Raw genomic sequence first — 20,410 nt, forward strand, 5'->3', positions numbered from 1 at the left:
ATGACCAGCCCCGCGCCCACCGACCCCGACGCCCTCGGCCTGGCGACCCCCGCCGCTGTGCAGGCGTGGCTCGGCCCGCTGGAGGAATCGGCCGCCACCCTCGCCCAGGTCTGCGACGCCGTCAACGCCCTAATCGTCGGGTGGCGCGGCGACCCGCCGGCCGGCGGGTATCCGGCATCGGTGACGCGCGGGCTGGTCATGCTGGCCGGCCGCCTGATCCGGCGCCGCAACAGCCCCGCGGGCGTCGAGGCCGCCGGCGACCTCGGCCCGGTCTACGTCCAGCGCAACGACCCCGACGTCGCCATGTTGCTAGGACTCGGCACCTACACCCCACCGAGGATCGGATGAACCACCTAGACGCCCTGACCGCCCTGGTCGCCCGCCTGTATGAGGCCGGCGTCGACGCCGACCTGGAACCGCGCAACCTCCGGCCCCCGTGCGCATGGGTGTCGCCGCGCACCCTCGACCCCGGCGACACCCTCGGCGGGTCCAGCATCGAGGTCGACCTGTACTTGATCGCCCCCGACACCGGCACCCGCCCCGCCCACGACCACCTGACCGAAATGTTGGACAAGGCCATGACCGCCGCCGGCCCCGACCCCGGCACGACGGTCGCCCTGGACCAGGCCGTGACCCTGTCCACCGGTGGACCCTTGCCGGCGTACCGCTACACCACCACCGTCACCTACTGCTGAGGAAGGCACACCATGCCCGCATCGTTCATCACCATCGGCCCCGGAACCCTGACCGTCGGCGGGGAGGACGTCGCCTGTCAGGCCACGTCCATGACCATCACCCCGAACACCACCGCCGAGGACCCCATCAACGTTCTCTGTGGGGACACCGTCGGCGGGGAGGAGTCCACCACCTTCACCCTGTCGGCGACGTTCCTACAGGACGACCTGAAGGCCTCCGGCCTGACCGCCTACTCGTGGGAGAACATGGGGAAGACGGTGCCGTTCGTCTACACCCCGAACACCACCAACGGCGCATCGGTGTCCGGAAACGTCACCGTCCGCCCCCTGCCGATCGGCGGCGAGGTCAAGAAGCGCAACACCCACGACGTCGAGTGGACCATCGTCGGCACCCCGACCCCGTCCTGGTCGACCGCGTCGGCCGGCGAGTAGTCCCGTGGCCCAGGCCGTCAAGGTCGACGGCGGCGCCCGCCTCCGGCGCACGCTCCGGCAGGCCGGCGCCGACCTTCAAGCCCTGACCGACGCGCACGCCGCCGCCGCGAAACTCGTAGCCGACCGCGCGCGCGCCACCGCCCCGCGCGTATCGGGGACCCTGGCCGGCACCATCCGACCATCGGGCACCAAGACCCGGGCCGTCGTCCGCGCCGGCTACAAGTCGGTCCCGTACGGCGGGCCGATTCACTGGGGCTGGCCGGCCCGCAATATCACCGCCCAGCCGTTCCTCACCGACGCCGCCCAGGCCACCGAACCGGCGTGGTCGGCGATCTACCTGACCGCCGTAGACCGCACCCTAGACCAGGTCGCCGGCGCCTAACCCACCAGGAGACACATCACCATGACCGACCTGAACGTGACACTTGACAACGGCGAGAAGCACGCGGTGACCGTGCGCCCCGTTGACCAGTTCGGCTACCTCACGTGGGCACGCCCCACCCTCGGCGTCGAGGCGATCGGTGACGACTACATCGCTTTCTCGACGTACGGCGCCACCCGCGCCCTGATCCGCACCGGTGTCCTCGACCGCACCGACGACACGACGATGCTGGACCTCATCACCCGGATCACCGAGGTCGAGACCATCACCGAGACCGAGGACCCTACCCCGCCGGCAGCGTAGAACGCACGCTCGCCGGGATCGCCCTGTCATGGGGCATGGCACCGCACACGCTGGCCGGCGTCGCCCCGGCCGAGTTCTATGACTGGCAGATGATCGAGACGATGCAGGCCCTGTTAATCGAGCGGGCCGACCACATGAGAGGACGGTGACCCCGTGGCCCGGACCGCGATCCTCAAAATCGACATCATCTCCGACGCACGCAAGGCTAACACCGAGTTCGACAAGGTTTCCAAGAAAACCGAGGCGATCGAAAAAGCGTGGGGGACAGTGGACCGGGCCGCCACCGCCGGCGGCGCCGCGCTCGTCGGCCTCGGTGTCATGGCCGCCAAGTCGGCCGCCCAGGCTGAACAGGCCGTCGGCGGTGTCGAGTCCGTGTTCAAGGACTATGCCAGCAACGTCGCCGAGTTCGCCGACCAGTCGGCCCGGTCGGTCGGCCTGTCCGAAACACAGTACAACGAGTTTGCGGCCCGGATCGGCGCCCAGTTCAAGAACCTCGGCGTTCCGATGGACGAACTCGCCGGAAAGACCGATGACCTGATCGGCCGCGCCGCCGACCTGGCCGCCACGTTCGGCGGGTCGACCGCCGACGCCGTTGACGCCCTGTCGGCCGCGTTCCGTGGCGAGTTCGACCCCATCGAGAAGTACGGGATAGCGATCCGCAAGTCGGACGTCAACGCCAGATTAGCCGCCCAGGGGCTCGGCGACCTGGAGGGCGCCGCCCTGAAGTCCGCCGAACAACAGGCGATCTGGTCGATGATTATGGAACAGTCCGCCGACTCGTCGGGACAGTTCGCGCGCGAGGCCGAGACCGCATCGGGATCGTATGCGATATTGACCGCCGAGTGGGAGAACGCTAAGGCCGAACTCGGCATGGCCCTGTTGCCGTTGTTGGCAGACCTGGCCGAACACCTCGCCGACGCGGCCCGGTGGGTCACCGAGAACAAGGAGGCCGTCGAGAAATGGCTGATCGTCGCCGGTGGCATCATCGGCACCATCAAGACGATCTCGTGGGGCATCGCACTCTATAAAACTGTCTCCGCAGGGGTGAAAACCCTCGGCGCCCTGTTCGGGTTCGGGCAGGCCGCCACCGCCGCCGCGTCGGCCGGCACCGTCGCCACCGCGCACGCCACCGCCGCGACCGGGACTAGCGCCGCGTGGGCGACCTCCGCGACCGCCTCCGGCACCTCGCTGGCCGGCCTGGCCACGGCCGCCGGCATCGAGGCCGCGATCATCTCCGGCGCCCTGGCCGGCGCCGCTGGCGCCGCGTCTATCGCCTTCGGGCTGGCCGCCGGGTCGATCGGCGGCGACTTGGACGACGTCCGCGACAAGTCCACCGAGGCCGCCGACACCGCCCGCACCGCGTGGGACGGCGTGTTCACCGGCGCCGCCGGCGACCTCGGATGGTTGGCCTGGAACGCCGCCGCCGTCGGCGAACACATCAAGAACCAGACCTCGACCGTGCCCGAGTGGGGCGCCGCCTGGACGTCGTCGGCGAACTCGGCCGCGTGGGCCGTGGCCGCCCTCGCCGACCAACTCGACCGCGCGAACATCACCGGCGGGCCGATCATCGACCTATTCAACCGCGCCGCCGCCGCCGCCGAGGTGTGGGGCCGGGTCGCCCTGATCGCCGCCGAGACCGTGACCGCCTACCTCGGCGCGGTCCGCGGCGTCATCGGCGGGGTGGCCTCCGCGTTCGGTCTGGCCGAACAGCCGGCCGGCCTACTCGGCCGCGCTGGCGCCCTGGCCGGCGACGCGATCGCTGGCGGGATGGACGTGGCCCTGTCGTGGATCGAGGCCGTGACCCGCGCGGTCCAGACCGCGATCCGCGCCTTACAGCGGATGATCGAGTGGGCACGGGCCGCCGCGTCGTGGGACAACGTGTTCGACGGTGGCCTGTTCGGTCGACTGTCCGCCGGCGCCGCCGACCCCGAGTTCACCGGCGCCGCCGCCACCCCGCCCGGTGTACTGTTCGCCGCCGCCGGCCCGACCTGGCTCGGCACCATCTCGCCGTCCACCGCCGGCCGCGCCCAGACCTCGCCGGTGACCTACAACGTCACCGTGAACGGCGCCCTCGACCCGGTCGCCGTCGCCGACCAGATTAGGGACGTCATCGAGTACACCGACCGAACGCGCGGTCTGGTCGGCGCGCAGGGGGGACGTCGGTGACGATCAACCCTACCCCCACCATCCGTATCGATGGGATCGCCCAGACTTGTGACGCCGTGGACCACCTCGGCCGGCCCGTTCTCGACGGCGACCGGGGGACGATGCTGGACTCGGTGCTGATCCGGTGGGGACGCAGCAGTATATGGGAGACACCGCCGCCGGCCGTGGCCTCGGCTACCCTGTTCGACCCCGGCGGCGTGGTCATCCCGTATATCCGGGACGGGTCGATATACCGCAAACGGTTCTCTGTGGAAATCAACCCGCCCACCGGTCGGACCACCCTGTTCCTGGGATTCATCACCAACATCAGTGTGACCGAGCGGACGATGGAAACATCGCGCGGTCACGTCACCGGATGGATGCTCCACCTCATCGCCACCGACCAGCGCATACTATTACGCACCCGGCCGATGACATTGAACATGGCCGCCCAGACCTATAGCGCCCGCCTGGCATCGGTCCGGTACCGCACGACGCAGGCCGGTATCGGGTTGACCTGGCGCACGTGGTCCAATTTCGACACCATGCCGCTGTATGCCAGCACCTACACCGGCGACCAGGACGGGTTCCTGGCCGCTATGGCCGCCACTACCGGCGATCACCACCAGTTCGTCCCGGACGGCCCCGGGATTCATCTGATTCAGACCGTTCCCGCCGCCGGAACTTCTGCCGTCCTCATGGACCTCGGCGACGGCGCCACCACCATCCGCGCGATCGACACTAACCAGACCCTTGACGGGCAGGTGTGGACCGGGACCACCCTGGACGGATGCCAAGTGGCCCGAACCACCGCCGCCGACATGGACTCGCAAGCAACCGACCAGGTCAACCAGTGGTCGGTCCGGTACGGCGAACAGAACACCAACGTCGAGACGATCCGATCCGATCCGGCCGCCGGCGCCGGCGACCCCGCGCGCGTTGTCGAATACCGGACATGGCTGGCCGGTGTCGGCCCCGCCTCCGAGGTCGCCGACGAACTACAGCGGCGAGGCATGGCCGAGGGCCGGGGACCGCACCACCCGCCCGTCGAGGTGAGCACCACGCCCGACCGGGGGTTCGCCTCGTGGACGCAGGCCGCCGCGATCCTCCGCACATGGGAGGAACCGCAACCGATAGCCCTCACCGGTAGCCCCTGGACCCGTGCCACCGGGTTCAGTCTCACCCACGTCATACAGGGGGGCGACCTACAGTTCACGCGGGGCAGGTGGCGCCACAAACTGAAACTACGGCGCACCCGTGGCGCCCAGGCCGTCGGATTCAAAACCCGGTGGAATCACCTACCGGCGACCGATCTACGGTGGGGCGCCGATCCATCTGCCGGCCGCTACTTCATCCCGTCAATCACATGGGCCGACCTCGGCGCCGGAACGTGGTCCCTGCCCGTCGCACCACCCCAGGAGTAACCCCATGCCCGGATCGACTTCTCTGTACGGCCTGCCCTACCCGGTGCCCGGTGACCCGATCGCCGACGGCGCCAACACGGTCCGCGCCCTGGCCGAGGCCACCGAGGCCGCGATCGCCTCCGGCGGCAGTGGCGCCCAGGTGGTCACCTCCGTCAACGGCGCCACCGGCGCCGTCACCCTGACCGCCGCCGAGGTCGGCGCCGTCGCCAACGCCGGCGGAATCACCGCCATGCAGGCCGTCACCGCCCTGCCCGGCACCCCCGCCCCGAACACGCTTTACGTCATCGTCCCGTAAGGAGACACCCCCGTGAACCTGTCCGACGCCACCGCCGTCTATATCGGCGCCCAGGCCGCGAGCGCGGTCTACATCACCGACGCCGACGGCACCGCCACTAAGGTCTGGCCGACCACCGCCCCGTCGGACTACCCCGCGACCGGGACGTGGGGACCGCTGGCCCCCGGATTCTCATATGCCGAACTGGACACGCACACCATCACCGAGTCGGGAACGTTCACGATCACGCACACCGTCACCCGAACCGCAACCGGCAGCGGAAAGCTAGAGGCAATCATCGAACAGCCGGGAGGGCGCCTGGCCAGCGGTCCGCGTACCAGCCCCGTCTCCGAGGCGACCTGGTCCGGTCACCTCGACGCCGGGGCCGTGATCCTGTTCAAGGCGTGGGCACTCTCTGCCACGTGCATCGGTGAATGGTCGATCGTCAAGGCCTAGGCGACGGCCTCGACGGTGGCCCGCAGACCGGCCGCCGGAACCGCCACATACCGGCGCGTGGTGTCCGCCGAGGCGTGGCCGAGTAGCGCCTGGACCACGAACGTGTCCCGGTCATGGGCATACGCCCGGGTGGCGAACCGGTGCCGTAGTTGGTGCATCGTCACCCCGTCCGGTAACAGGTCCCGGACGACCTTACCGACCCACCTCGGCGACAGGTGACCGCCGGCCGCGCCGGGGAACAGGAACCCGCGCCCGCCGCCGTCATGGGCGAACGCGCGCACGTCCAGCGCGAGCGACCGCGACAGCGGCACCACCCGCGCCCGCCCGCCTTTACCGACCACGTGCAGGCTGTACCCGTCGAGGTCCTCGACCACGTCCCGGGTGTGTAGGCCGGCGACCTCGGCGCGACGTAGACCGGCCTCGGCCGCAAGTCTGAGCATGAGCCGATCACGCGGCGACCGCGCCGCCGACAGGGCCGCCTGATAAGCCGCCTCCGACGCCGGCCGGGGCCGAGGCGTGGCCGGCCGCACCCTCGGCAGCGCCTCGGCGGGGCTGGCCTCGACGTGGCCGGCCGCCACGCCCCAGGCATAGAACGCCCGCAGCGTCGAGCGCACCGCGCGCCGTGTCTCGACGGCCCAGTCCTGTCGGCCGCACACCTCGACCAGTCGCGCCGGCTCGACTTCCCACGGGGACCCGCCGAGAAGTCGGCCCATGCGATGCAAGTGCGCCCGGCGCGTCGCCCTGGTGGTCGCCGGCGATCCGCCCGCCGTGAGCGCGAGAAGAAACAACTCGACGGCCGCCACCCACGCGGCCGGAACAGGAACCGTGGCCATGAGGTAAGCCTTACCTATCCCACCCGGCGGGGAATCACGGGGGCCACTCTAGGCTCACTAACCGGCAGGCGTACCACGCGGCCCGCGCCGCTGGTCGGCCGGTCCGACCGGCCGGAACAAGAGGTTAGGGGTTCGAGTCCCTTCGGGCGCACAGAACGCAGTACACCCCGCCACCGGCCGAGACTCCGGTGGCGGGGTGTACTCGTGTGCGCACCGTACGTGCAGCGGCGGCGAGGCGGGCGCGGCAGCGCGAGATCAGGGAGGCGGGGAGATGACGGGAACGACGTCGAGGTGGCACGACCGCGCCGCGGGGGCGCTTCTCGGCGCGGCCGTGGGGGACGCGCTCGGAGCCGGCTACGAGTTCGGCAGCGCGCCACTGGGCCCGGAGGGGCCGCGGATGATCGGCGGCGGTCTCGGGGACTTCGCGCCGGGGGAGTGGACCGACGACACGGCCATGACGTGGTGCGTTGCCGAGGTCGCCGCGACCGGGGCCGACCTGCGCTCGGAGGCGGCGCTCACAGCGATCGCCCGGAACTTCCGCGCCTGGCTGGACTCGGGGCCGCCGGACGTCGGCGTGCAGACGCGGGCGGTGCTGCGGGACGCGGGCCCCGAACCCACGCCGGCGCGGCTCGCCGAGGCCACCGCCCGGCACCACGAGCGCAGCGGGGGCCGCTCCGCCGGCAACGGCTCGCTCATGCGGACGGCACCCGTGGCGCTAGCGCACCTCGGTGACCGGCCCGCCATCGCCGAAGCCGCCCACGCGGTGAGCGCGCTGACCCACTTCGACCCGGTCGCCGGCCAGGCCTGCGCCCTGTGGTGCCTGGCGATCGACCACGCCGTCCGGCACGCGGAGTTCGACCTCCGCGGCGGGCTGGAGTTGCTCGAGTCCGGGGCGCGCACGTACTGGGCGGGCGTCATCGACGCCGCAGAGGAGGGGCCCCCCGAGCGGTTCACGGCCAACGGCTGGGTGGTGGAGGCGTTCCAGGCCGCGTGGTCGTCCATCCACCACACGCCCGTACCGGGCGGCGACCCCGGCGGGCACCTGCCGGCCGCGCTGGCCACCGCGGTCGGTATCGGGATGGACACGGACACGGTCGCCGCGATCGCCGGCGCGCTGCTCGGCGCACGCTGGGGCGCCGCGGCGGTCCCGGGTGAGTGGCGGCGGATCTGCCACGGCTACCCGGGGCTGACCGGCGACGAGCTGGTGACCTACGCCAGCGACACCGACCCGTCGGGCAGCGGCTCACCCACGTAGATCCGGAACGCGCGCGGCTCGCGGCCGGACATGAGCACCTCGACCTCGGGGTGGTCCACCTCGTCGGGATCGTCCGAGGGCAGGCTCCACCGCACCTCGCCGGCGTCGGTGAGCTCGCGCAGCGCCTGCCGGGTGGCGCGGACCCACCGCACCCGCCGGAGCGCGGGTTCGTCACGCAGGTCGTCGTCGGCCAGGCCCTCCCGGCACCGCAGGTCCACCTGAAGCCGCTCGCCGTCCGGCGCGTAGGCCGTGCACACGTGGTCCACCAGCACCGCCAGTGGCCACGAGGGCTCGGTGCCGAGCAGGTCCACGATGATCATCCGCGCGTCCCCGATCTGGCACGGCGCGGGCTCGGTGAGGACGTGGAACCGATCGGCGACGTCATCGGTGATCTCGATGAGCTGGACGGTCATGGCACACCCCTCTTCCGTCACACCAGCCGACGGCGGGGCCCGCGGCGCGGACCGGGACCGCCCTGACTGTGACCCAGATCATACTCCGCGAATGTGAACTCCGGGTTTGGCCGATGTAACGAATTCGGACGGTTCCTGTTGTGATCGGGGCCATATCGGCCGGGGCGACGTCGCGTCTTCCTGGTGGCGGCCGGCCGGACCACGCGGGACGCGGACGAGGTCGTCCCGGATGGATAGTGTCGGAGGTGCGAGACGCCCAGCCACCGGATCCGAGAAGGACGACATGACCGAGCAGACCGCCGACACCACACTCGCCTACACGGGGTTCGACCCCGACGACGAAGGGTTGCGCGAGACCCTCACCTCGACCGGCAACGGTTACATGTGCACCCGCGGCGCGGCCGAGTGGGAGGAGGCCGACGGCGTCCACTACCCGGGCACGTACATCCACGGCGTCTTCAACAGCGCCGCCACCATGATGGGCGGCGTCCCGGTCCACAACGAGGACCTGGTGAACCTCCCCAACTGGCTGCCCATGAAGCTGCGGATCGACGGCGCCGAGGTCCTCCGGATGTCGGAGATCGAGCTGCTCGACTACCACCACGAGCTGGACCTGCAGACGGCGGTGCTCACCCGGCGCCTACGGTTCCGCGACAAGACCGGCCGCGAGACCGAGCTGCTCAGCCGCCGCTTCGTCTCCATGGCGAGCCTGCACCACGCCTACCTCGAGTGGACCATCACCCCGGTCAACTGGTCGGGCCGGGCCGAGGTCGTCACGGCGATCGACGGCGGGGTGAAGAACGACGGCGTGCCCCGCTACCGCGCCCTGGCCCAGCACCACCTGCGCACCGAGCGCACGGAGATGTTCGAGCCCGAGGTGATCGGCCTCAAGACCCGCACGCGCCAGTCCGAGGTGTTCATCAGCGTCGCCGCGCGGACCCTGGTCTTCCAGGGCGGCCGCCACACGGACGTCTTCCGCGACGACTACCGGGACGACGACTACATCCAGCAGACCCTGCACCTGGACCTCACGCAGGGCGAGCCGACCAGCATCGAGAAGGCCGTCACGATCTTCACCTCGCGCGACCCGGCGACCGGAGACACCCTCGTCCGGGCCCACCGGTCGGTGGCCCGGGCGCGGATGTTCGACTCGGCGCTCGAGCACAACGCCGCGTCGTGGAAGCGCCTGTGGCAGGCCTGTGACGTCGAGGTGTACGGCGACGCGGAGGCGCAGCACCTCATCCGCGTGCACATCAGCCACATCCTCCAGGTGTGCTCGCACAACACGGCGGACCTCGACGCGGGTGTCCCCGCCCGCGGGATCAACGGCGAGGCCTACCGCGGTCACGTGTTCTGGGACGAGATGTTCGTCTACCCGTTCCTCACGTTCCGCATGCCGGACGTCACCCGCGGCCTGCTCATGTACCGCTACCGCCGGCTGTCGGAGGCGCGGGCGGCCGCGCGGGCGGAGGGCTACGACGGCTTCATGTTCCCCTGGCAGAGTGGCTCGCTGGGCACGGAGCAGACGCAGACGCTGCACCTCAACCCGGTCTCGGGCCAGTGGCACGAGGACCTCTCGCACAATCAGCGGCACGTGAGCGCCGCGATCTTCTACAACATCTGGCAGTACCTCACCGTCACCGAGGACACGATGTTCCTCGAGTACCGGGGCGCCGAGCTCATGCTGGGCATCGCGCGGTTCTGGGCGTCGATCGCGCACTTCGACGAGGAGCGGGGCCGGTACGTCATCCACGGCGTCATGGGCCCGGACGAGTACCACGAGAAGTACCCGGACTCCGACGAGGGCGGCCTCCACAACAACGCGTACACCAACGTGTTCGTGGCGTGGATGTGCGACATCGCGGCGAACCTGCTCGACCTGCTCCCGGCGCCGCGCGCCAACGCCGTGCGGGCCAGGCTCGAGCTGCGCGACGAGGAGATCGCGCGGTGGAGGGACATGAGCCGCAAGATGTACATCCCGTTCCACTCCGACGGGATCATCAGCCAGTTCGAGGGCTACGAGGACCTCGAGGAGCTGGACTGGGACGCCTACCGCGCCCGGTACGGCAACATCCAGCGACTCGACCGCATCCTCAAGGCCGAGGGCGACACCCCGGACCGCTACAAGCTGGCCAAGCAGGCCGACGTCGTGATGCTGTTCTTCCTCTTCCCGGACGACGAGCTCCGCGAGGTGTTCGACCGGCTCGGCTACGAGTTCCCCGCCGACGCCGCGAAGCGCAACGTCGAGTACTACGACCACCGCACCTCGCACGGGTCGACCCTGTCGTTCATCACCCACGCCGGCGTCTTCGCCCGCTTCGACCCCGACAGCTCGTGGGAGCGGTTCAAGGTGGCGCTGGGCAGCGACGTCAACGACATCCAGGGCGGCACGACCCGCGAGGGTATCCACATGGGCGTCATGTCCGGCACCGTGGACCTGCTGCAGCGATTCTACGCCGGGATGCGCGTGTGCGACGGGGCCCTGCAGTTCGACCCCAACCTGCCGAGCGGCATCGACGGCGTGAGCTACAGCATGACCTACCTGCGCTCGCCGCTGCGGGTGACCGTGATGCGGGACCACGTGGCGGTGGAGCACCGCGACGGCGTGATCGACGCCGGCCCGGTGCGGATCCGGGTGCGCGGCGAGGAGCGGATGCTCGAGGTGGGGGCCACGGAGACGTTCAGCCTGGCGTGAGCCCCGGCTGCCCGGACGCCGGCCCGTGCTGCTCCTGCGCGAGCCGGCGTTCCTCCTTCTCGAGGCGGATCCGCGCGTGCCGGACACGCTCCCGCCGCTGCTCGAGCGCGTGGTCGTACGGCCGGCCGTGGAAGCGGTTGATCGAGTAGATGAGCAGGCCCAGGCCGATTGCCGCCGAGAGGAGGAAACTGACGCCGGTGCCCCAGCCCCCGGGGAACCACCACTCGGGGTCGAAGGGCCACCACGCGGGCGACGGCGGGTGCTCGCCCCACAGGACGCCCGCCCCGGCGAGACCGGCGATGCCCAGGAGCGAGCCGGTGACGCGCGGCCACGTCTGCACGCCCTTGGACGCGCCCTCCATGGCGAGACGCTTGACGGGGTCCACCCGCTTCTCGAACCACGGGTACTGCTGGGAGAGCAGCACCATGCCGGCGAAGAGCGTCAGCAGGCCGGGGCCCGGGAGGAAGAGGGCGGCGATCCCGAGCACGACCAACGTCCAGCCCAGGATCTCCAGGGCGAGGCGTTTGGCGGCGGCGGCGCCGAGTCTTCCCACGGGACCATGGTGGCAGAAACCGGCGCGCTCGGGGAGCCCCTACCCGGGCCTCAGGCGGACACGGGGGTGCGGTAGGCGCGGGCGGCCCGCACCCCGGCCGCGGTGTCGACCTCGGGCCAGCCGTCCGCGGAGCGCAGTACGGCGGCCAGGTGGTCGGCGGTGAGCCCGGCCCCGGCGGCGAGGAGCGCGTCCACGGCCTCCGGGTCGGGGGCCTCGAGGAGCGTGTCGTCGGCCAGCTCGTCGATGATCTCCCGCAGCGCGTGCGGGGTGACGGGGAAGATCTCCGGGTCGAACCCGTCGTCGGTGGGCTGGTCGAGCCGCCACCACGTGGATCCGTCCCAGCCGTAGAGGAAGCCGAGGTAGGCGTCGCGGGCGCGGGCGTGCTCGACGCCGCGGCGCCACCAGCCCGGGGCGTCGCCCACGAGGTCGGTGCCCGCCTCGCCGGCCCGGCCACTGCCCTCGGTGAGGGAGAACTCGTGGTGCCAGCCGGTGAGCAGGGCCCGGCCGTCGCCGGGGCGCACGAGGGACATCCACACGCCGTCCGCGCCGGCCCAGTCGAGCGCGGCGGCCGCCGGGGCGGGGTGCTCCACGCCGACGGCGGCGCGCACGGCCGCGTCCACGGCGAGGAAGTCCACAATGTGGTCGGGGGTCGCGTCCAGGTCCACGGGGAGCAGAGCCATGGCGGTCACCCTAGGAGCGCCGGCTGACCACGACGAGGCCCTGCCGGTGAACACTCGGCGGACACCCGGTGACGCGGCCCCGGGCCGCCCGCCCGCCACGCGGGCCCAGCTCGGCCGGCGCAGCGGCCGGGCCGTGCACGGTAATCCGCCGTTGTCCTCGTCAACCCGTGTGCGGCCGACGACGGCCCCTCGTACGGTGGGGGAATGACCGACACCCTCCCGCCCGGACCCCGCCTGCCCGGCATGGTGCAGGCACTCGCCACGCTCGCCGCCCCGGTGGCGGTGTTCCCGCGGGTGGCCCGTCGGTACGGCGTGCCCTTCACGCTCCGTCTCGCGCCGGAACGGCGGCCGATCGTGGCGGTGTCCGACCCGGCGCACGTCCGCGAGGTGTTCGCCGGCTCGCCGTCCGTCTTCCACGCGGGCAAGGGCAACGAGTTGCTGCGGCCGATCCTCGGGGACCACTCGTTGCTGCTCCAGGACGGCGACGAACACGCCCGCGCCCGCCGCCTGCTCGCCCCGGCGTTCGGCCGCCGCGAGATCGCCGGGTACCGCACGCTCGTCGAGGAGGTCACCGCCCAGCAGCTCGACACGTGGCCGCGCTCGGGCCGCGTCCGCGCGCACGTCCTGCTCAACCAGCTCACGCTCGAGGTGATCCTCCGCGTGGTCTTCGGCGTCACCGACTCCGCGCGGCTCGATCGGATCCGCCCGGTGGTGGCCCGCGCGGTCGACGCCGGGCCCGTCGTCATGATCGGCCTGGGCATCCCCGCGCTGCACCGGGTATGGCCGTGGAGCCGTGAGCTCCGCGACCTCGAGGTGCTGGCCGACTTTCTCCGCGAGGAGATCGCCGACGCCCGCCGCGACCCGGGGCTCACCGAGCGTCGCGACCTGTTGGCGCTGCTCGTCCGCGCGTCCGCGGAGGACGCGCAGGGGCTCACGGACGCCGAGCTGCACCACCAGCTCGTCACGCTCGTCGCGGCGGGGCACGAGACCACGGCCACGGCGATGGCGTGGTCGATGCTCGAGCTGGCCCGGCACCCGGCGATCCAGGACCGGTGCGTCGCGGAGGTCGCCGAGGGCGGCGAGCTGCCGTACCTCGAGGCCGTACTCAAGGAGTCGCTGCGCCTGCACCCGGTGGTGCCCATGGTGATGCGCGAGCTGCAGGAGGACACGACCCTCGGCGGCCGCCCCTACCCGCGCGGGGTGACCATCTCGCCGTCGATCGTCCTCGCGCACCGGGACCCGGCCGCCTACCCGTCGCCGCGCGAATTCGACCCGGGCCGCTTCCTCGGTGAGGTGCCCTCGCCCACCACGTGGCTGCCGTTCGGCGGCGGGGCCCGGCGCTGCATCGGCGCCTCGTTCGCCCTCATGGAGGGCGAGGTGATCCTGCGGCAGATTCTCGAGCGCTACCGGCTCGACCCGGTGGGCTCGGGCCGCGAGTGGCCGCGGGCGCGCAACGTCACCCTCTACCCGTGGCGGCGCGCCCGGCTGGAGTTGTCTCCGCGCTGACGCGCGCGACCCCGCCGCCGGCGGGTGACGATCCGGGAGCGGGACGGCGCGAAATGTGCGAATCGGCGTGCAATTTCCTACCGTTGGAGCTGTGAACTCCTCTCAGCCGTCGGCGCCCCGCATGTACACGTGGATCTCGGACACGGGCCGGGTCATCGAGCAGGTGCGTGTGGTCCGCCGGGGCGGGGTCGCCCGGGCGCGCGGCCGGATCGTCTCCGCGGCGCATCCCGACCACGTGGCGTTCTCATTGGAGTACGAGGCCGAGATCGACGCGGGCCAGGCTCTGCGTCGCGTGCAGCTCACCGTGACCACCGAGGAGTACGAGCGCACCATCGACCTGGTGCGCGACGGCGAGGGCGAGTGGCTCCTCGACGACCCCACCGACACCCGCTCCCGCGTCGGCGGTACCGGCGTGGTTGACGTGGACATCACCTACAGCGTCTTCTTTGCCAGCCTCATCATCCGCCGCCTGGACCTGCAGGCCCAGCCCGGCTCCGTCGAGGAGCGGGTGCTCTCCGTGGACTCGCTCACGCTCGAGGTCTCCGAGGACTCGGTCACCTTCACCAGCGACGACGAGCAGGTCCACGGCATCACCGCGACCGCCTCGACCAGCGCAACCGTCGACCCCGACGGCATGATCCTCGACGTCGCGGGGCTCAGCCGACGGGCCTGAACGGCCGGCCGCAGGACCCGTTCAGCCGAGCCTGACCGCCCGCCCCTCGGCGCCCGCCCCGCGGGCCGTCTCGAGCCATCCGGGCGTCCCCGGCACGACCACCACCGGCTCGGCCGTCCCCGCGGCGGACGCCTCGTAGGCGGCGCGCGCGAGGTGGCCCCCGTCGACGAGGGCGCCGAGCTCGTCGTCGTCACGGAGGGAATCCCGCGCCGCGGTGAGCAGCAACAGGCACTCCTCCAGCACCGGCAGCAGCGCGTCGCGGTTGGGCTCGCAGATCGCGCGCACGAGGTCGGGGGCGGTGCCGGCGACGCGGGTGCCGTCGCGGAACGAGCCGGCCGCCAGGGCCAGTGCGAGCGCTCCCCCCGCGGCGCCGGAGACGGCCAGGGCCTCGGCGAGTACGTGCGGCAGGTGCGAGATGCGAGCGACGGCGGCGTCGTGCTCGGGCGACGCCGCCGCCACGACCCGGGAGCCGCACCGCCCGGCCAACCCGGCGACGCGCGCCCAGGTGTCGGGGTCGGCGTCGTCATCGGCGGCCACCAGCCACGTCGCCCCGCGGAACAGCTCCGGGTCCGTGGCGGCCCAGCCCGAGTCCGCGGTGCCGGCCATGGGGTGCCCGCCCACGAACCGCGCCCCCAGCCCGCGCGCGCGGACCGCGGCGAGGACGGGCGCCTTGACGCTCACCACGTCGGTCAACGCGACGCCGGGCGCGTGGCCGGCCACCGCGTCGAGCACGGCGCCCAGTGCGGGGAGGGGGACGGCGACGACGACGAGGGCGTCCGATTCCGCGGCACGGTGCAGCACCGCCGGCAGGTCCGTCGAGACGTCCGCCCCGTCGGCCGTCGCGGCCCGCGCGGTGGTCGCCGAACGGTTCCAGCCGAACGCACCGCCGGGGCCCAACGCCCGCAGCAGCGAGCCGCCGATGAGGCCCACCCCGAGCACGCACACGGGCCGCGGATCCGTCGCTGTGTCTGCCACCTGACAAGGTTCTCACAGCCGACTACGGTTGAGCCCATGGCCAGCAACCCCGACCGTGGTTCCAGCGACGACGCCGTTACCGGCTACGCCCTCGGGGTGATCCAGGAGGGTACCGCCTGGCGGGTCCTGCGGCTCGAGGACTCGGCGCTGACGAGCCTCCACGACGCGGCCCGGCAGGTTCGGGCGCTGCGCATCGAGGGCGCCTCCTTCGGTCTGGTGGACGTGGACCACGAATTCTTCGTGATCCTGCGTCCCGGCCCGTCCGGGATGCGCCTCATGCTCTCCGACGCCACCGCGGCGCTCGACTACGACCTCGCCGAGGACGTGCTCGACGAGCTCAACGAGGAGGTGCCGGACCTCACCGAGGACGAGCTCGAGGACACCGACCCGTGGGCCGAGGGCGACATGGCGATCCTCGAGGACCTGGGTCTGCCCGCCGGGGTGCTGGAGATCATCACCTCCGAGACCGACCTCTACGCCGACGAGCAGCTGCAGTCCGTGGCCGAGCGCATGGGGTTCGCGGACGAGTTCGAGCAGCACGCGCCCGAGTCGTGAACCGGGGGTGGGCGTGAGCGGGCGGGCGGCGCCGACGAGCCCCCGCGCCGCCGATGAGGCGCTGCTCCGCCGCGCGCTCGAGGTGGCCGCCGCGGCCCCGCCGGAGGACGTGCCCGTCGGTGCCGTGGTGATGGCCCCCGACGGCCGTGAGCTCGCCTCCGGCACCAACCGTCGCGAGGCCGACGGTGACCCCTTCGCCCACGCCGAGATCCGCGCCCTCCGGGCCGCCGCGGTGGCCCTCGGCGACGGCTGGCGGCTCGAGGACTGCACGCTCGTGGTGACCCTGGAGCCGTGCACGATGTGCGCCGGCGCCGCGGTGGCGGCCCGGGTCGGCCGGATCGTCTTTGGCGCCTGGGAGCCGAGGACCGGCGCGTGCGGGTCCCTGTGGGACGTGGTGCGCGACCGCCGGCTCGTGCACCGGCCCGAGGTCCGCGGCGGCGTCCTCGAGGCCGAGTGCGCGGCCCTGCTCGAGGACTTCTTCCGCGCCAGGCGGTGAGCGGTGGCGGGAACGCGCCCGCGCTCGTACGGTCGGCAGACAAGAGGTGTCGATACCCGGCACCGTGATCGAGAGGAGAACCACATGGGTGTGGGAGACAAGTTCTCGAACAAGGCCGAGGAGCTGGGCGGCCGCGCCAAGGAGTCGGTCGGCGCCGCGTCGGGCGACCGTGACCTGCAGGCCGAGGGCCAGGCCGACCAGGGTTCGGCCAACATCAAGCAGGGCGCGGAGAAGCTCAAGGACAAGGCCAACCGCGCGGCGGACAAGCTCACCGGCGGCTGATCGCGGCCCCGATTTTCGGATGAGCGCCCCCGTCTAGTAGCCTTTCCGGCGGTGGCGTGTCCGAGCGGCCGAAGGTGCAGCACTCGAAATGCTGTGTTGGGTAACCCCCAACCGTGGGTTCAAATCCCACCGCCACCGCCAGAGGCCCCCCACCTGTCAGAGCAGGTGGGGGGCTTTTTTCGTGCCCTACTGGTGTCGTTCCCTGCTAGGGGGTGGCCGGCGGCCGCGGGATCCCGGAGACGGAGCGCAGCGCCACCAATGAGGACTCGATGACGATCTCCTGCCGCAGCCCCGACTTCTCCGCCAGCAGGGCCGCCTCCTCGACGCCGGCCAGCCACGACCGGGTGAGCATGAGCGCGGTGGGCCCGGGGTCCGGCACGCCGATGCTCTCCAGGACCCGCAGGCTCAGCGTGTGGTGCATGGCGTCCACCACCTCCTCCAGCGCCGGGTCCACCGAGCGGCCGGAGCGGATGATCGCCACGTAGTTGTCGCGTCGCCGCTGGATAAAGCGGACGAGGGCGGTGACGATCGCCCGAGTACCGTCCGCCGCACTCGTGCCCTCGGGCACCGCCGTCACGTCCAGCACGTGGTCCACCGCCGCGCACACCACGGCGCCCAGGTAGTCGCGCTTGGTGGGGAAGTAGTGGAAAAGCAGGCTCCGGGAGATCCCGGCGCGGGCCGCCACGTCGTCGATCGAGAGCGAGCGGAACGGCACGGTCTCCAGCAGCCTCAGCCCCAGCGTGACGAGCTGCTCGCGGCGCTCCTCGCGGGACAGGCGCCGCCCGCCGGTGACGGTCATGTCCGCGTTCGCCTCCCTCGTCGTCGTCCCGTCCGCCGACTCATCGTAGGGCCTCGGTGCGCCGCGCCGAGGCCGTGCCACGATGTCCCCATGTCGGATCCCAGCACGTCCCCCGCCCCGGACACCCCTCCCGCCCCCCGCGCCACCACCTTCGACGTGGGGGAGCGGATGGTCCTCGACGGCACCGCCGGCGGCCGCACGGGCGTCATCCACACGCCGCACGGCGAGATCGCCACCCCGGCGTTCATCCCGGTGGGCACCAAGGCGACGGTCAAGACCCTCACGCCCGAGCAGGTCCGCTCGACCGGAGCCCAGGCCGTGCTCGCCAACGCGTACCACCTCTACCTGCAGCCGGGCCACGAGGTCGTCGACGCCGCCGGTGGGCTCGGCGAGTTCATGCGCTGGCACGGGCCCACCTACACCGACTCCGGCGGCTTCCAGGTGATGAGCCTCGGGGTGGGGTTCAAGAAGGTCATCGAGATGAGCGCGGGCACCGCCCCCGCACCCGACGACTCCGCCACCAACAAGGGCCAGGGGCGGCTGGCCGAGGTCGACGAGGACGGCGTCACCTTCACCTCCCACCTCGACGGCTCCCGTCACCGGTTCTCCCCCGAGGTGTCCATGCGGATCCAGCACGCGTTGGGCGCGGACATCCTCTTCGCCTTTGACGAGCTCACCACGCTCATGAACACGCGCAGGTACCAGGAGAGCTCGGTCGAGCGGACCCGCCGGTGGGCGCAGCGCTGCCTCGACGAGCACCAGCGCCTCTCGGAGGAGCGGACCCACCGGCCCGGGCAGTCGCTGTGGGGCGTGATCCAGGGCGCGCAGTTCGAGGACCTGCGCCGGCACGCCGTCCGCGGGCTCGTGGAGATGAGCGACCGCGCCGAATCCGACGGGCGGCGCGGGTTCGGCGGCTACGGCATCGGCGGGGCGCTCGAGAAGGAGAACCTCGGCACCATCGTGGGCTGGTGCGCCGAGGAGCTACCCGAGGATCGCCCTCGACACCTGTTGGGGATCAGCGAGCCCGAGGACATCTTCACCGCCGTAGAGAATGGCGCCGACACCTTCGACTGCGTGGCCCCCACCCGGCTCGCCCGGCACGGCGGCATCTACACCCTCGACGGCCGGGTCAACATCACCCGCGCCCAGTTCCGCCACGACCACACCCCGCTCGACCCCTCCGGGCCGTCCGAGGTCTCCCGCGACTACTCGCGCGCCTACCTGCACCACCTGTTCAAGGCCAAGGAGTTCCTCGGCTCCACGCTCCTGACGCTGCACAACCTGGCGTTCGTGGTGCGGCTCGTGGATGACATCCGCGCCGCTATGGCGGCGGGGCCCGGGGAATACCTGGCGTTCAAGGAGGACTTCCTGGGCCGGTACGCGGCGGGGAGACGCTGAGGCGGGCAGGCTGGGGGCATGAGCCGCGATCCCGAGACCGGACTGCCCGAGCACTTCCTCGCCGACATGGCGCGTCGGTCGCCGTACGGCACCCACCCGGACGTACGCGACGCCGCTCTCGCCCCGTTCAGCGAGGCGAGCCACGAGGCGGCCGTCAACCTCCTGACCAAGGCGCTGCGCCGACTCTCCGAGGGGGACGCGGAGAAGGCCGACCGGATGATCGCGCGCGCGGCCGCGCTGCCGTTCGACGAGCGCGAGCACGCCTGGCCCGGCACCGGCATGGCCGAGCAGATGCTGTTCGACCTGCTGGCAGACCAGGCCGAGGAGGTGGCGGCCTTCCTCGACGGCGACCGGGAGGACGACGAGTGGGACGAGGACCTCGACGAGATCGACGAGGGCTTCCCGGTCCCCCTCGAGCCGGTGGTCGCCTACGTGGCCGAGCAGGTGGGGCCGGCCGAGGGGGTGGCGCTCCGGGACGCGGTCGAGACGGTCGCCGACGACGGCGCGTTGTACGGGATCGGGCCCGAGCAGGCCGAGCGACTGCGCGAGGCCGTGGCGGCTCTCCCGGTCGGCCCCTCGGGGCGTGCGATCGGGCCCGAGGCGGGCGCGGCGGAGCGGGAGTCCGTCATCCGCGCGCACCTGATGGTGTACCTGCGGGTGGCGGTCGAGACCCGGAGCTGACCGCTTCGCTCGCTCTCGTTCCTGCCCTCACGGGGCTTTCCTGCCCTCGCCGGGCTTTTGTGCTGTTGACGGGTGGTTTCGCGATCGTGTCGTACCCGTGTCGTACCGTCGTGGTGTATCGAACAGGTGAGCGAGTCCGGGGGTTGTGATGGCGGTTCGGGGGTCGGGTGCGGGGGTGCCGGAGTCCTCGCCGGCGTGTGAGTTCGGTGGGGATCCGGGGGACCTGGCGCAGGTGGTGCGTCAGCGACATCGGGCGGAGGCGAGGGAGTGGCTGGCCCTGTTCCGGGCGTTCGGTCAGGAGGAGTCCCGGTTGTCCCGGGAGCGGGCCGGTGCTCTGGCGCCGGGGCTCGAGCGGCTGCGGGCGGATGCGGCGGCGGTGACGTGTGCGCGGTGGTGTGTGGCGGCGCCGGTGACGGCGGCGACAATGCGATATCGGTTGCGGGCAGCGGTGCAGTTGTTCGAGCACTTGCCGTTGCTGGCTGAGGCGTTCCTGGAGGGGGTGGTC

Annotated in this window: 25 protein-coding genes and 1 tRNA gene; 19 read left to right on the plus strand and 7 right to left on the minus strand. The window is 72.0% G+C overall.

Annotated elements, in window-relative coordinates; genetic code table 11:
• The 9 genes from ACH0BZ_RS07325 (at position 1) to ACH0BZ_RS07365 (ending at position 6,111) form a co-directional block, all read left to right on the plus strand.
• Positions 1-348, plus strand: coding sequence for a hypothetical protein (locus tag ACH0BZ_RS07325; protein WP_406897364.1), 348 nt, complete (start codon positions 1-3; stop codon positions 346-348).
• The gene (locus ACH0BZ_RS07330; RefSeq protein WP_406897365.1) at positions 345-695 is read left to right on the plus strand and encodes a hypothetical protein; all 351 of its coding nucleotides are present in this window, start codon (positions 345-347) and stop codon (positions 693-695) included. The genes ACH0BZ_RS07325 and ACH0BZ_RS07330 overlap by 4 nt, the downstream gene beginning before the upstream one ends.
• 12 nt (positions 696-707) lie before the next feature.
• Positions 708-1,127: a hypothetical protein gene (locus ACH0BZ_RS07335; RefSeq protein WP_406897367.1), complete on the plus strand. Its 420-nt coding sequence runs from the start codon at positions 708-710 to the stop codon at positions 1,125-1,127.
• A 4-nt stretch (positions 1,128-1,131) separates the two neighbouring features.
• Positions 1,132-1,509: an HK97 gp10 family phage protein gene (locus ACH0BZ_RS07340; RefSeq protein WP_406897368.1), complete on the plus strand. Its 378-nt coding sequence runs from the start codon at positions 1,132-1,134 to the stop codon at positions 1,507-1,509.
• A 21-nt stretch (positions 1,510-1,530) separates the two neighbouring features.
• Positions 1,531-1,812: a hypothetical protein gene (locus ACH0BZ_RS07345; protein WP_406897370.1), complete on the plus strand. Its 282-nt coding sequence runs from the start codon at positions 1,531-1,533 to the stop codon at positions 1,810-1,812.
• A gap of 153 nt (positions 1,813-1,965) precedes the next feature.
• Entirely contained in the window at positions 1,966-3,978 is a 2,013-nt protein-coding gene (locus ACH0BZ_RS07350; protein ID WP_406897371.1) for a hypothetical protein, read from the plus strand.
• Positions 3,975-5,381 (plus strand): hypothetical protein, encoded by a 1,407-nt coding sequence (locus ACH0BZ_RS07355; protein ID WP_406897372.1) that lies wholly within the window; start codon positions 3,975-3,977, stop codon positions 5,379-5,381. Before ACH0BZ_RS07350 ends, ACH0BZ_RS07355 begins: the two co-directional genes overlap by 4 nt.
• Positions 5,382-5,385: 4 nt before the next feature.
• Positions 5,386-5,676 (plus strand): hypothetical protein, encoded by a 291-nt coding sequence (locus ACH0BZ_RS07360; RefSeq protein WP_406897374.1) that lies wholly within the window; start codon positions 5,386-5,388, stop codon positions 5,674-5,676.
• A 12-nt stretch (positions 5,677-5,688) separates the two neighbouring features.
• Entirely contained in the window at positions 5,689-6,111 is a 423-nt protein-coding gene (locus ACH0BZ_RS07365) for a hypothetical protein (protein WP_406897376.1), read from the plus strand.
• On the opposite strand, the gene ACH0BZ_RS07370 is transcribed toward ACH0BZ_RS07365, so the two are convergent.
• Positions 6,108-6,944 (minus strand): tyrosine-type recombinase/integrase, encoded by an 837-nt coding sequence (locus tag ACH0BZ_RS07370; RefSeq protein ID WP_406897377.1) that lies wholly within the window; start codon positions 6,942-6,944, stop codon positions 6,108-6,110. The two genes, ACH0BZ_RS07365 and ACH0BZ_RS07370, sit on opposite strands and share 4 nt — an antisense overlap.
• Before the next feature lie 271 nt (positions 6,945-7,215).
• Between ACH0BZ_RS07370 and ACH0BZ_RS07375 the strand changes: the two genes are divergently transcribed.
• Positions 7,216-8,199: an ADP-ribosylglycohydrolase family protein gene (locus tag ACH0BZ_RS07375; protein WP_406897378.1), complete on the plus strand. Its 984-nt coding sequence runs from the start codon at positions 7,216-7,218 to the stop codon at positions 8,197-8,199.
• Here ACH0BZ_RS07375 and ACH0BZ_RS07380 read toward each other — a convergent pair.
• On the minus strand, positions 8,154-8,612 hold the full coding sequence (locus ACH0BZ_RS07380) for a hypothetical protein (RefSeq protein ID WP_406897379.1): 459 nt from the start codon (positions 8,610-8,612) through the stop codon (positions 8,154-8,156). The genes ACH0BZ_RS07375 and ACH0BZ_RS07380 overlap by 46 nt on opposite strands.
• 283 nt (positions 8,613-8,895) lie before the next feature.
• On the opposite strand from ACH0BZ_RS07380, the gene ACH0BZ_RS07385 reads away from it, so the two are divergent.
• Positions 8,896-11,307: a glycoside hydrolase family 65 protein gene (locus tag ACH0BZ_RS07385; RefSeq protein ID WP_406897380.1), complete on the plus strand. Its 2,412-nt coding sequence runs from the start codon at positions 8,896-8,898 to the stop codon at positions 11,305-11,307.
• On the opposite strand, the gene ACH0BZ_RS07390 is transcribed toward ACH0BZ_RS07385, so the two are convergent.
• Positions 11,294-11,860, minus strand: coding sequence for a PGPGW domain-containing protein (locus ACH0BZ_RS07390; protein WP_406897382.1), 567 nt, complete (start codon positions 11,858-11,860; stop codon positions 11,294-11,296). The two genes, ACH0BZ_RS07385 and ACH0BZ_RS07390, sit on opposite strands and share 14 nt — an antisense overlap.
• A gap of 50 nt (positions 11,861-11,910) precedes the next feature.
• The gene (locus ACH0BZ_RS07395) at positions 11,911-12,540 is read right to left on the minus strand and encodes a hypothetical protein (RefSeq protein ID WP_406897384.1); all 630 of its coding nucleotides are present in this window, start codon (positions 12,538-12,540) and stop codon (positions 11,911-11,913) included.
• Between the two features lie 204 nt (positions 12,541-12,744).
• Between ACH0BZ_RS07395 and ACH0BZ_RS07400 the strand changes: the two genes are divergently transcribed.
• Complete coding sequence (locus tag ACH0BZ_RS07400; protein WP_406897386.1) at positions 12,745-14,046, plus strand: cytochrome P450; 1,302 nt, start codon at positions 12,745-12,747, stop codon at positions 14,044-14,046.
• Between the two features lie 91 nt (positions 14,047-14,137).
• The gene (locus tag ACH0BZ_RS07405; RefSeq protein WP_406897387.1) at positions 14,138-14,719 is read left to right on the plus strand and encodes a putative glycolipid-binding domain-containing protein; all 582 of its coding nucleotides are present in this window, start codon (positions 14,138-14,140) and stop codon (positions 14,717-14,719) included.
• A 21-nt stretch (positions 14,720-14,740) separates the two neighbouring features.
• Here ACH0BZ_RS07405 and ACH0BZ_RS07410 read toward each other — a convergent pair whose 3' ends face one another.
• Entirely contained in the window at positions 14,741-15,694 is a 954-nt protein-coding gene (locus ACH0BZ_RS07410; protein ID WP_406897388.1) for a prephenate dehydrogenase, read from the minus strand.
• Between the two features lie 36 nt (positions 15,695-15,730).
• Here ACH0BZ_RS07410 and ACH0BZ_RS07415 point away from each other — a divergent pair, with 36 nt between their 5' ends.
• From ACH0BZ_RS07415 to ACH0BZ_RS07430, 4 genes are all read left to right on the plus strand, one after another.
• Complete coding sequence (locus tag ACH0BZ_RS07415; protein WP_406897389.1) at positions 15,731-16,249, plus strand: tRNA adenosine deaminase-associated protein; 519 nt, start codon at positions 15,731-15,733, stop codon at positions 16,247-16,249.
• 13 nt (positions 16,250-16,262) lie between these two features.
• A complete protein-coding gene (locus tag ACH0BZ_RS07420) occupies positions 16,263-16,745 on the plus strand; it encodes a nucleoside deaminase (protein WP_406897391.1) in 483 nt (160 codons plus the stop codon).
• A gap of 84 nt (positions 16,746-16,829) precedes the next feature.
• Positions 16,830-17,027, plus strand: a complete 198-nt coding sequence (locus ACH0BZ_RS07425; RefSeq protein ID WP_406897393.1) for a CsbD family protein — start codon at positions 16,830-16,832, stop codon at positions 17,025-17,027.
• A gap of 50 nt (positions 17,028-17,077) precedes the next feature.
• Positions 17,078-17,168 (plus strand) — tRNA-Ser (locus tag ACH0BZ_RS07430).
• Between the two features lie 64 nt (positions 17,169-17,232).
• Here the strand turns inward: ACH0BZ_RS07430 and ACH0BZ_RS07435 are convergent.
• Positions 17,233-17,826 (minus strand): TetR/AcrR family transcriptional regulator, encoded by a 594-nt coding sequence (locus ACH0BZ_RS07435; RefSeq protein ID WP_406897394.1) that lies wholly within the window; start codon positions 17,824-17,826, stop codon positions 17,233-17,235.
• Positions 17,827-17,916: 90 nt separating this feature from the next.
• Between ACH0BZ_RS07435 and tgt the strand changes: the two genes are divergently transcribed.
• Positions 17,917-19,224, plus strand: coding sequence for a tRNA guanosine(34) transglycosylase Tgt (gene tgt / locus ACH0BZ_RS07440; protein WP_406897395.1), 1,308 nt, complete (start codon positions 17,917-17,919; stop codon positions 19,222-19,224).
• Between the two features lie 18 nt (positions 19,225-19,242).
• Positions 19,243-19,905 (plus strand): hypothetical protein, encoded by a 663-nt coding sequence (locus ACH0BZ_RS07445; protein WP_406897396.1) that lies wholly within the window; start codon positions 19,243-19,245, stop codon positions 19,903-19,905.
• A 294-nt stretch (positions 19,906-20,199) separates the two neighbouring features.
• Here the strand turns inward: ACH0BZ_RS07445 and ACH0BZ_RS07450 are convergent.
• Positions 20,200-20,410: hypothetical protein (locus tag ACH0BZ_RS07450; RefSeq protein ID WP_406897397.1), on the minus strand; the 211-nt coding region annotated here is incomplete at its 5' end.

Source organism: Dietzia sp. 179-F 9C3 NHS, assembly GCF_045369825.1.
In the GTDB taxonomy this organism is placed as follows: domain Bacteria; phylum Actinomycetota; class Actinomycetes; order Mycobacteriales; family Mycobacteriaceae; genus Dietzia.

What these genes read in the sequence shown, in the direction of transcription:
- ACH0BZ_RS07345 (WP_406897370.1), top strand. Translation starts at nt 1,531, where the DNA reads ATGACCGACCTGAACGTGACACTTGACAACGGCGAGAAGCACGCGGTG.
- ACH0BZ_RS07380 (WP_406897379.1), bottom strand. Translation starts at nt 8,612, where the DNA reads ATGACCGTCCAGCTCATCGAGATCACCGATGACGTCGCCGATCGGTTC.
- ACH0BZ_RS07385 (WP_406897380.1), top strand. Translation starts at nt 8,896, where the DNA reads ATGACCGAGCAGACCGCCGACACCACACTCGCCTACACGGGGTTCGAC.
- ACH0BZ_RS07435 (WP_406897394.1), bottom strand. Translation starts at nt 17,826, where the DNA reads ATGACCGTCACCGGCGGGCGGCGCCTGTCCCGCGAGGAGCGCCGCGAG.
- ACH0BZ_RS07330 (WP_406897365.1), top strand. Translation starts at nt 345, where the DNA reads ATGAACCACCTAGACGCCCTGACCGCCCTGGTCGCCCGCCTGTATGAG.
- ACH0BZ_RS07425 (WP_406897393.1), top strand. Translation starts at nt 16,830, where the DNA reads ATGGGTGTGGGAGACAAGTTCTCGAACAAGGCCGAGGAGCTGGGCGGC.
- ACH0BZ_RS07395 (WP_406897384.1), bottom strand. Translation starts at nt 12,540, where the DNA reads ATGGCTCTGCTCCCCGTGGACCTGGACGCGACCCCCGACCACATTGTG.
- ACH0BZ_RS07445 (WP_406897396.1), top strand. Translation starts at nt 19,243, where the DNA reads ATGAGCCGCGATCCCGAGACCGGACTGCCCGAGCACTTCCTCGCCGAC.
- ACH0BZ_RS07360 (WP_406897374.1), top strand. Translation starts at nt 5,386, where the DNA reads ATGCCCGGATCGACTTCTCTGTACGGCCTGCCCTACCCGGTGCCCGGT.
- ACH0BZ_RS07370 (WP_406897377.1), bottom strand. Translation starts at nt 6,944, where the DNA reads ATGGCCACGGTTCCTGTTCCGGCCGCGTGGGTGGCGGCCGTCGAGTTG.
- ACH0BZ_RS07325 (WP_406897364.1), top strand. Translation starts at nt 1, where the DNA reads ATGACCAGCCCCGCGCCCACCGACCCCGACGCCCTCGGCCTGGCGACC.
- ACH0BZ_RS07335 (WP_406897367.1), top strand. Translation starts at nt 708, where the DNA reads ATGCCCGCATCGTTCATCACCATCGGCCCCGGAACCCTGACCGTCGGC.
- ACH0BZ_RS07375 (WP_406897378.1), top strand. Translation starts at nt 7,216, where the DNA reads ATGACGGGAACGACGTCGAGGTGGCACGACCGCGCCGCGGGGGCGCTT.
- ACH0BZ_RS07415 (WP_406897389.1), top strand. Translation starts at nt 15,731, where the DNA reads ATGGCCAGCAACCCCGACCGTGGTTCCAGCGACGACGCCGTTACCGGC.
- ACH0BZ_RS07400 (WP_406897386.1), top strand. Translation starts at nt 12,745, where the DNA reads ATGACCGACACCCTCCCGCCCGGACCCCGCCTGCCCGGCATGGTGCAG.
- tgt (WP_406897395.1), top strand. Translation starts at nt 17,917, where the DNA reads ATGTCGGATCCCAGCACGTCCCCCGCCCCGGACACCCCTCCCGCCCCC.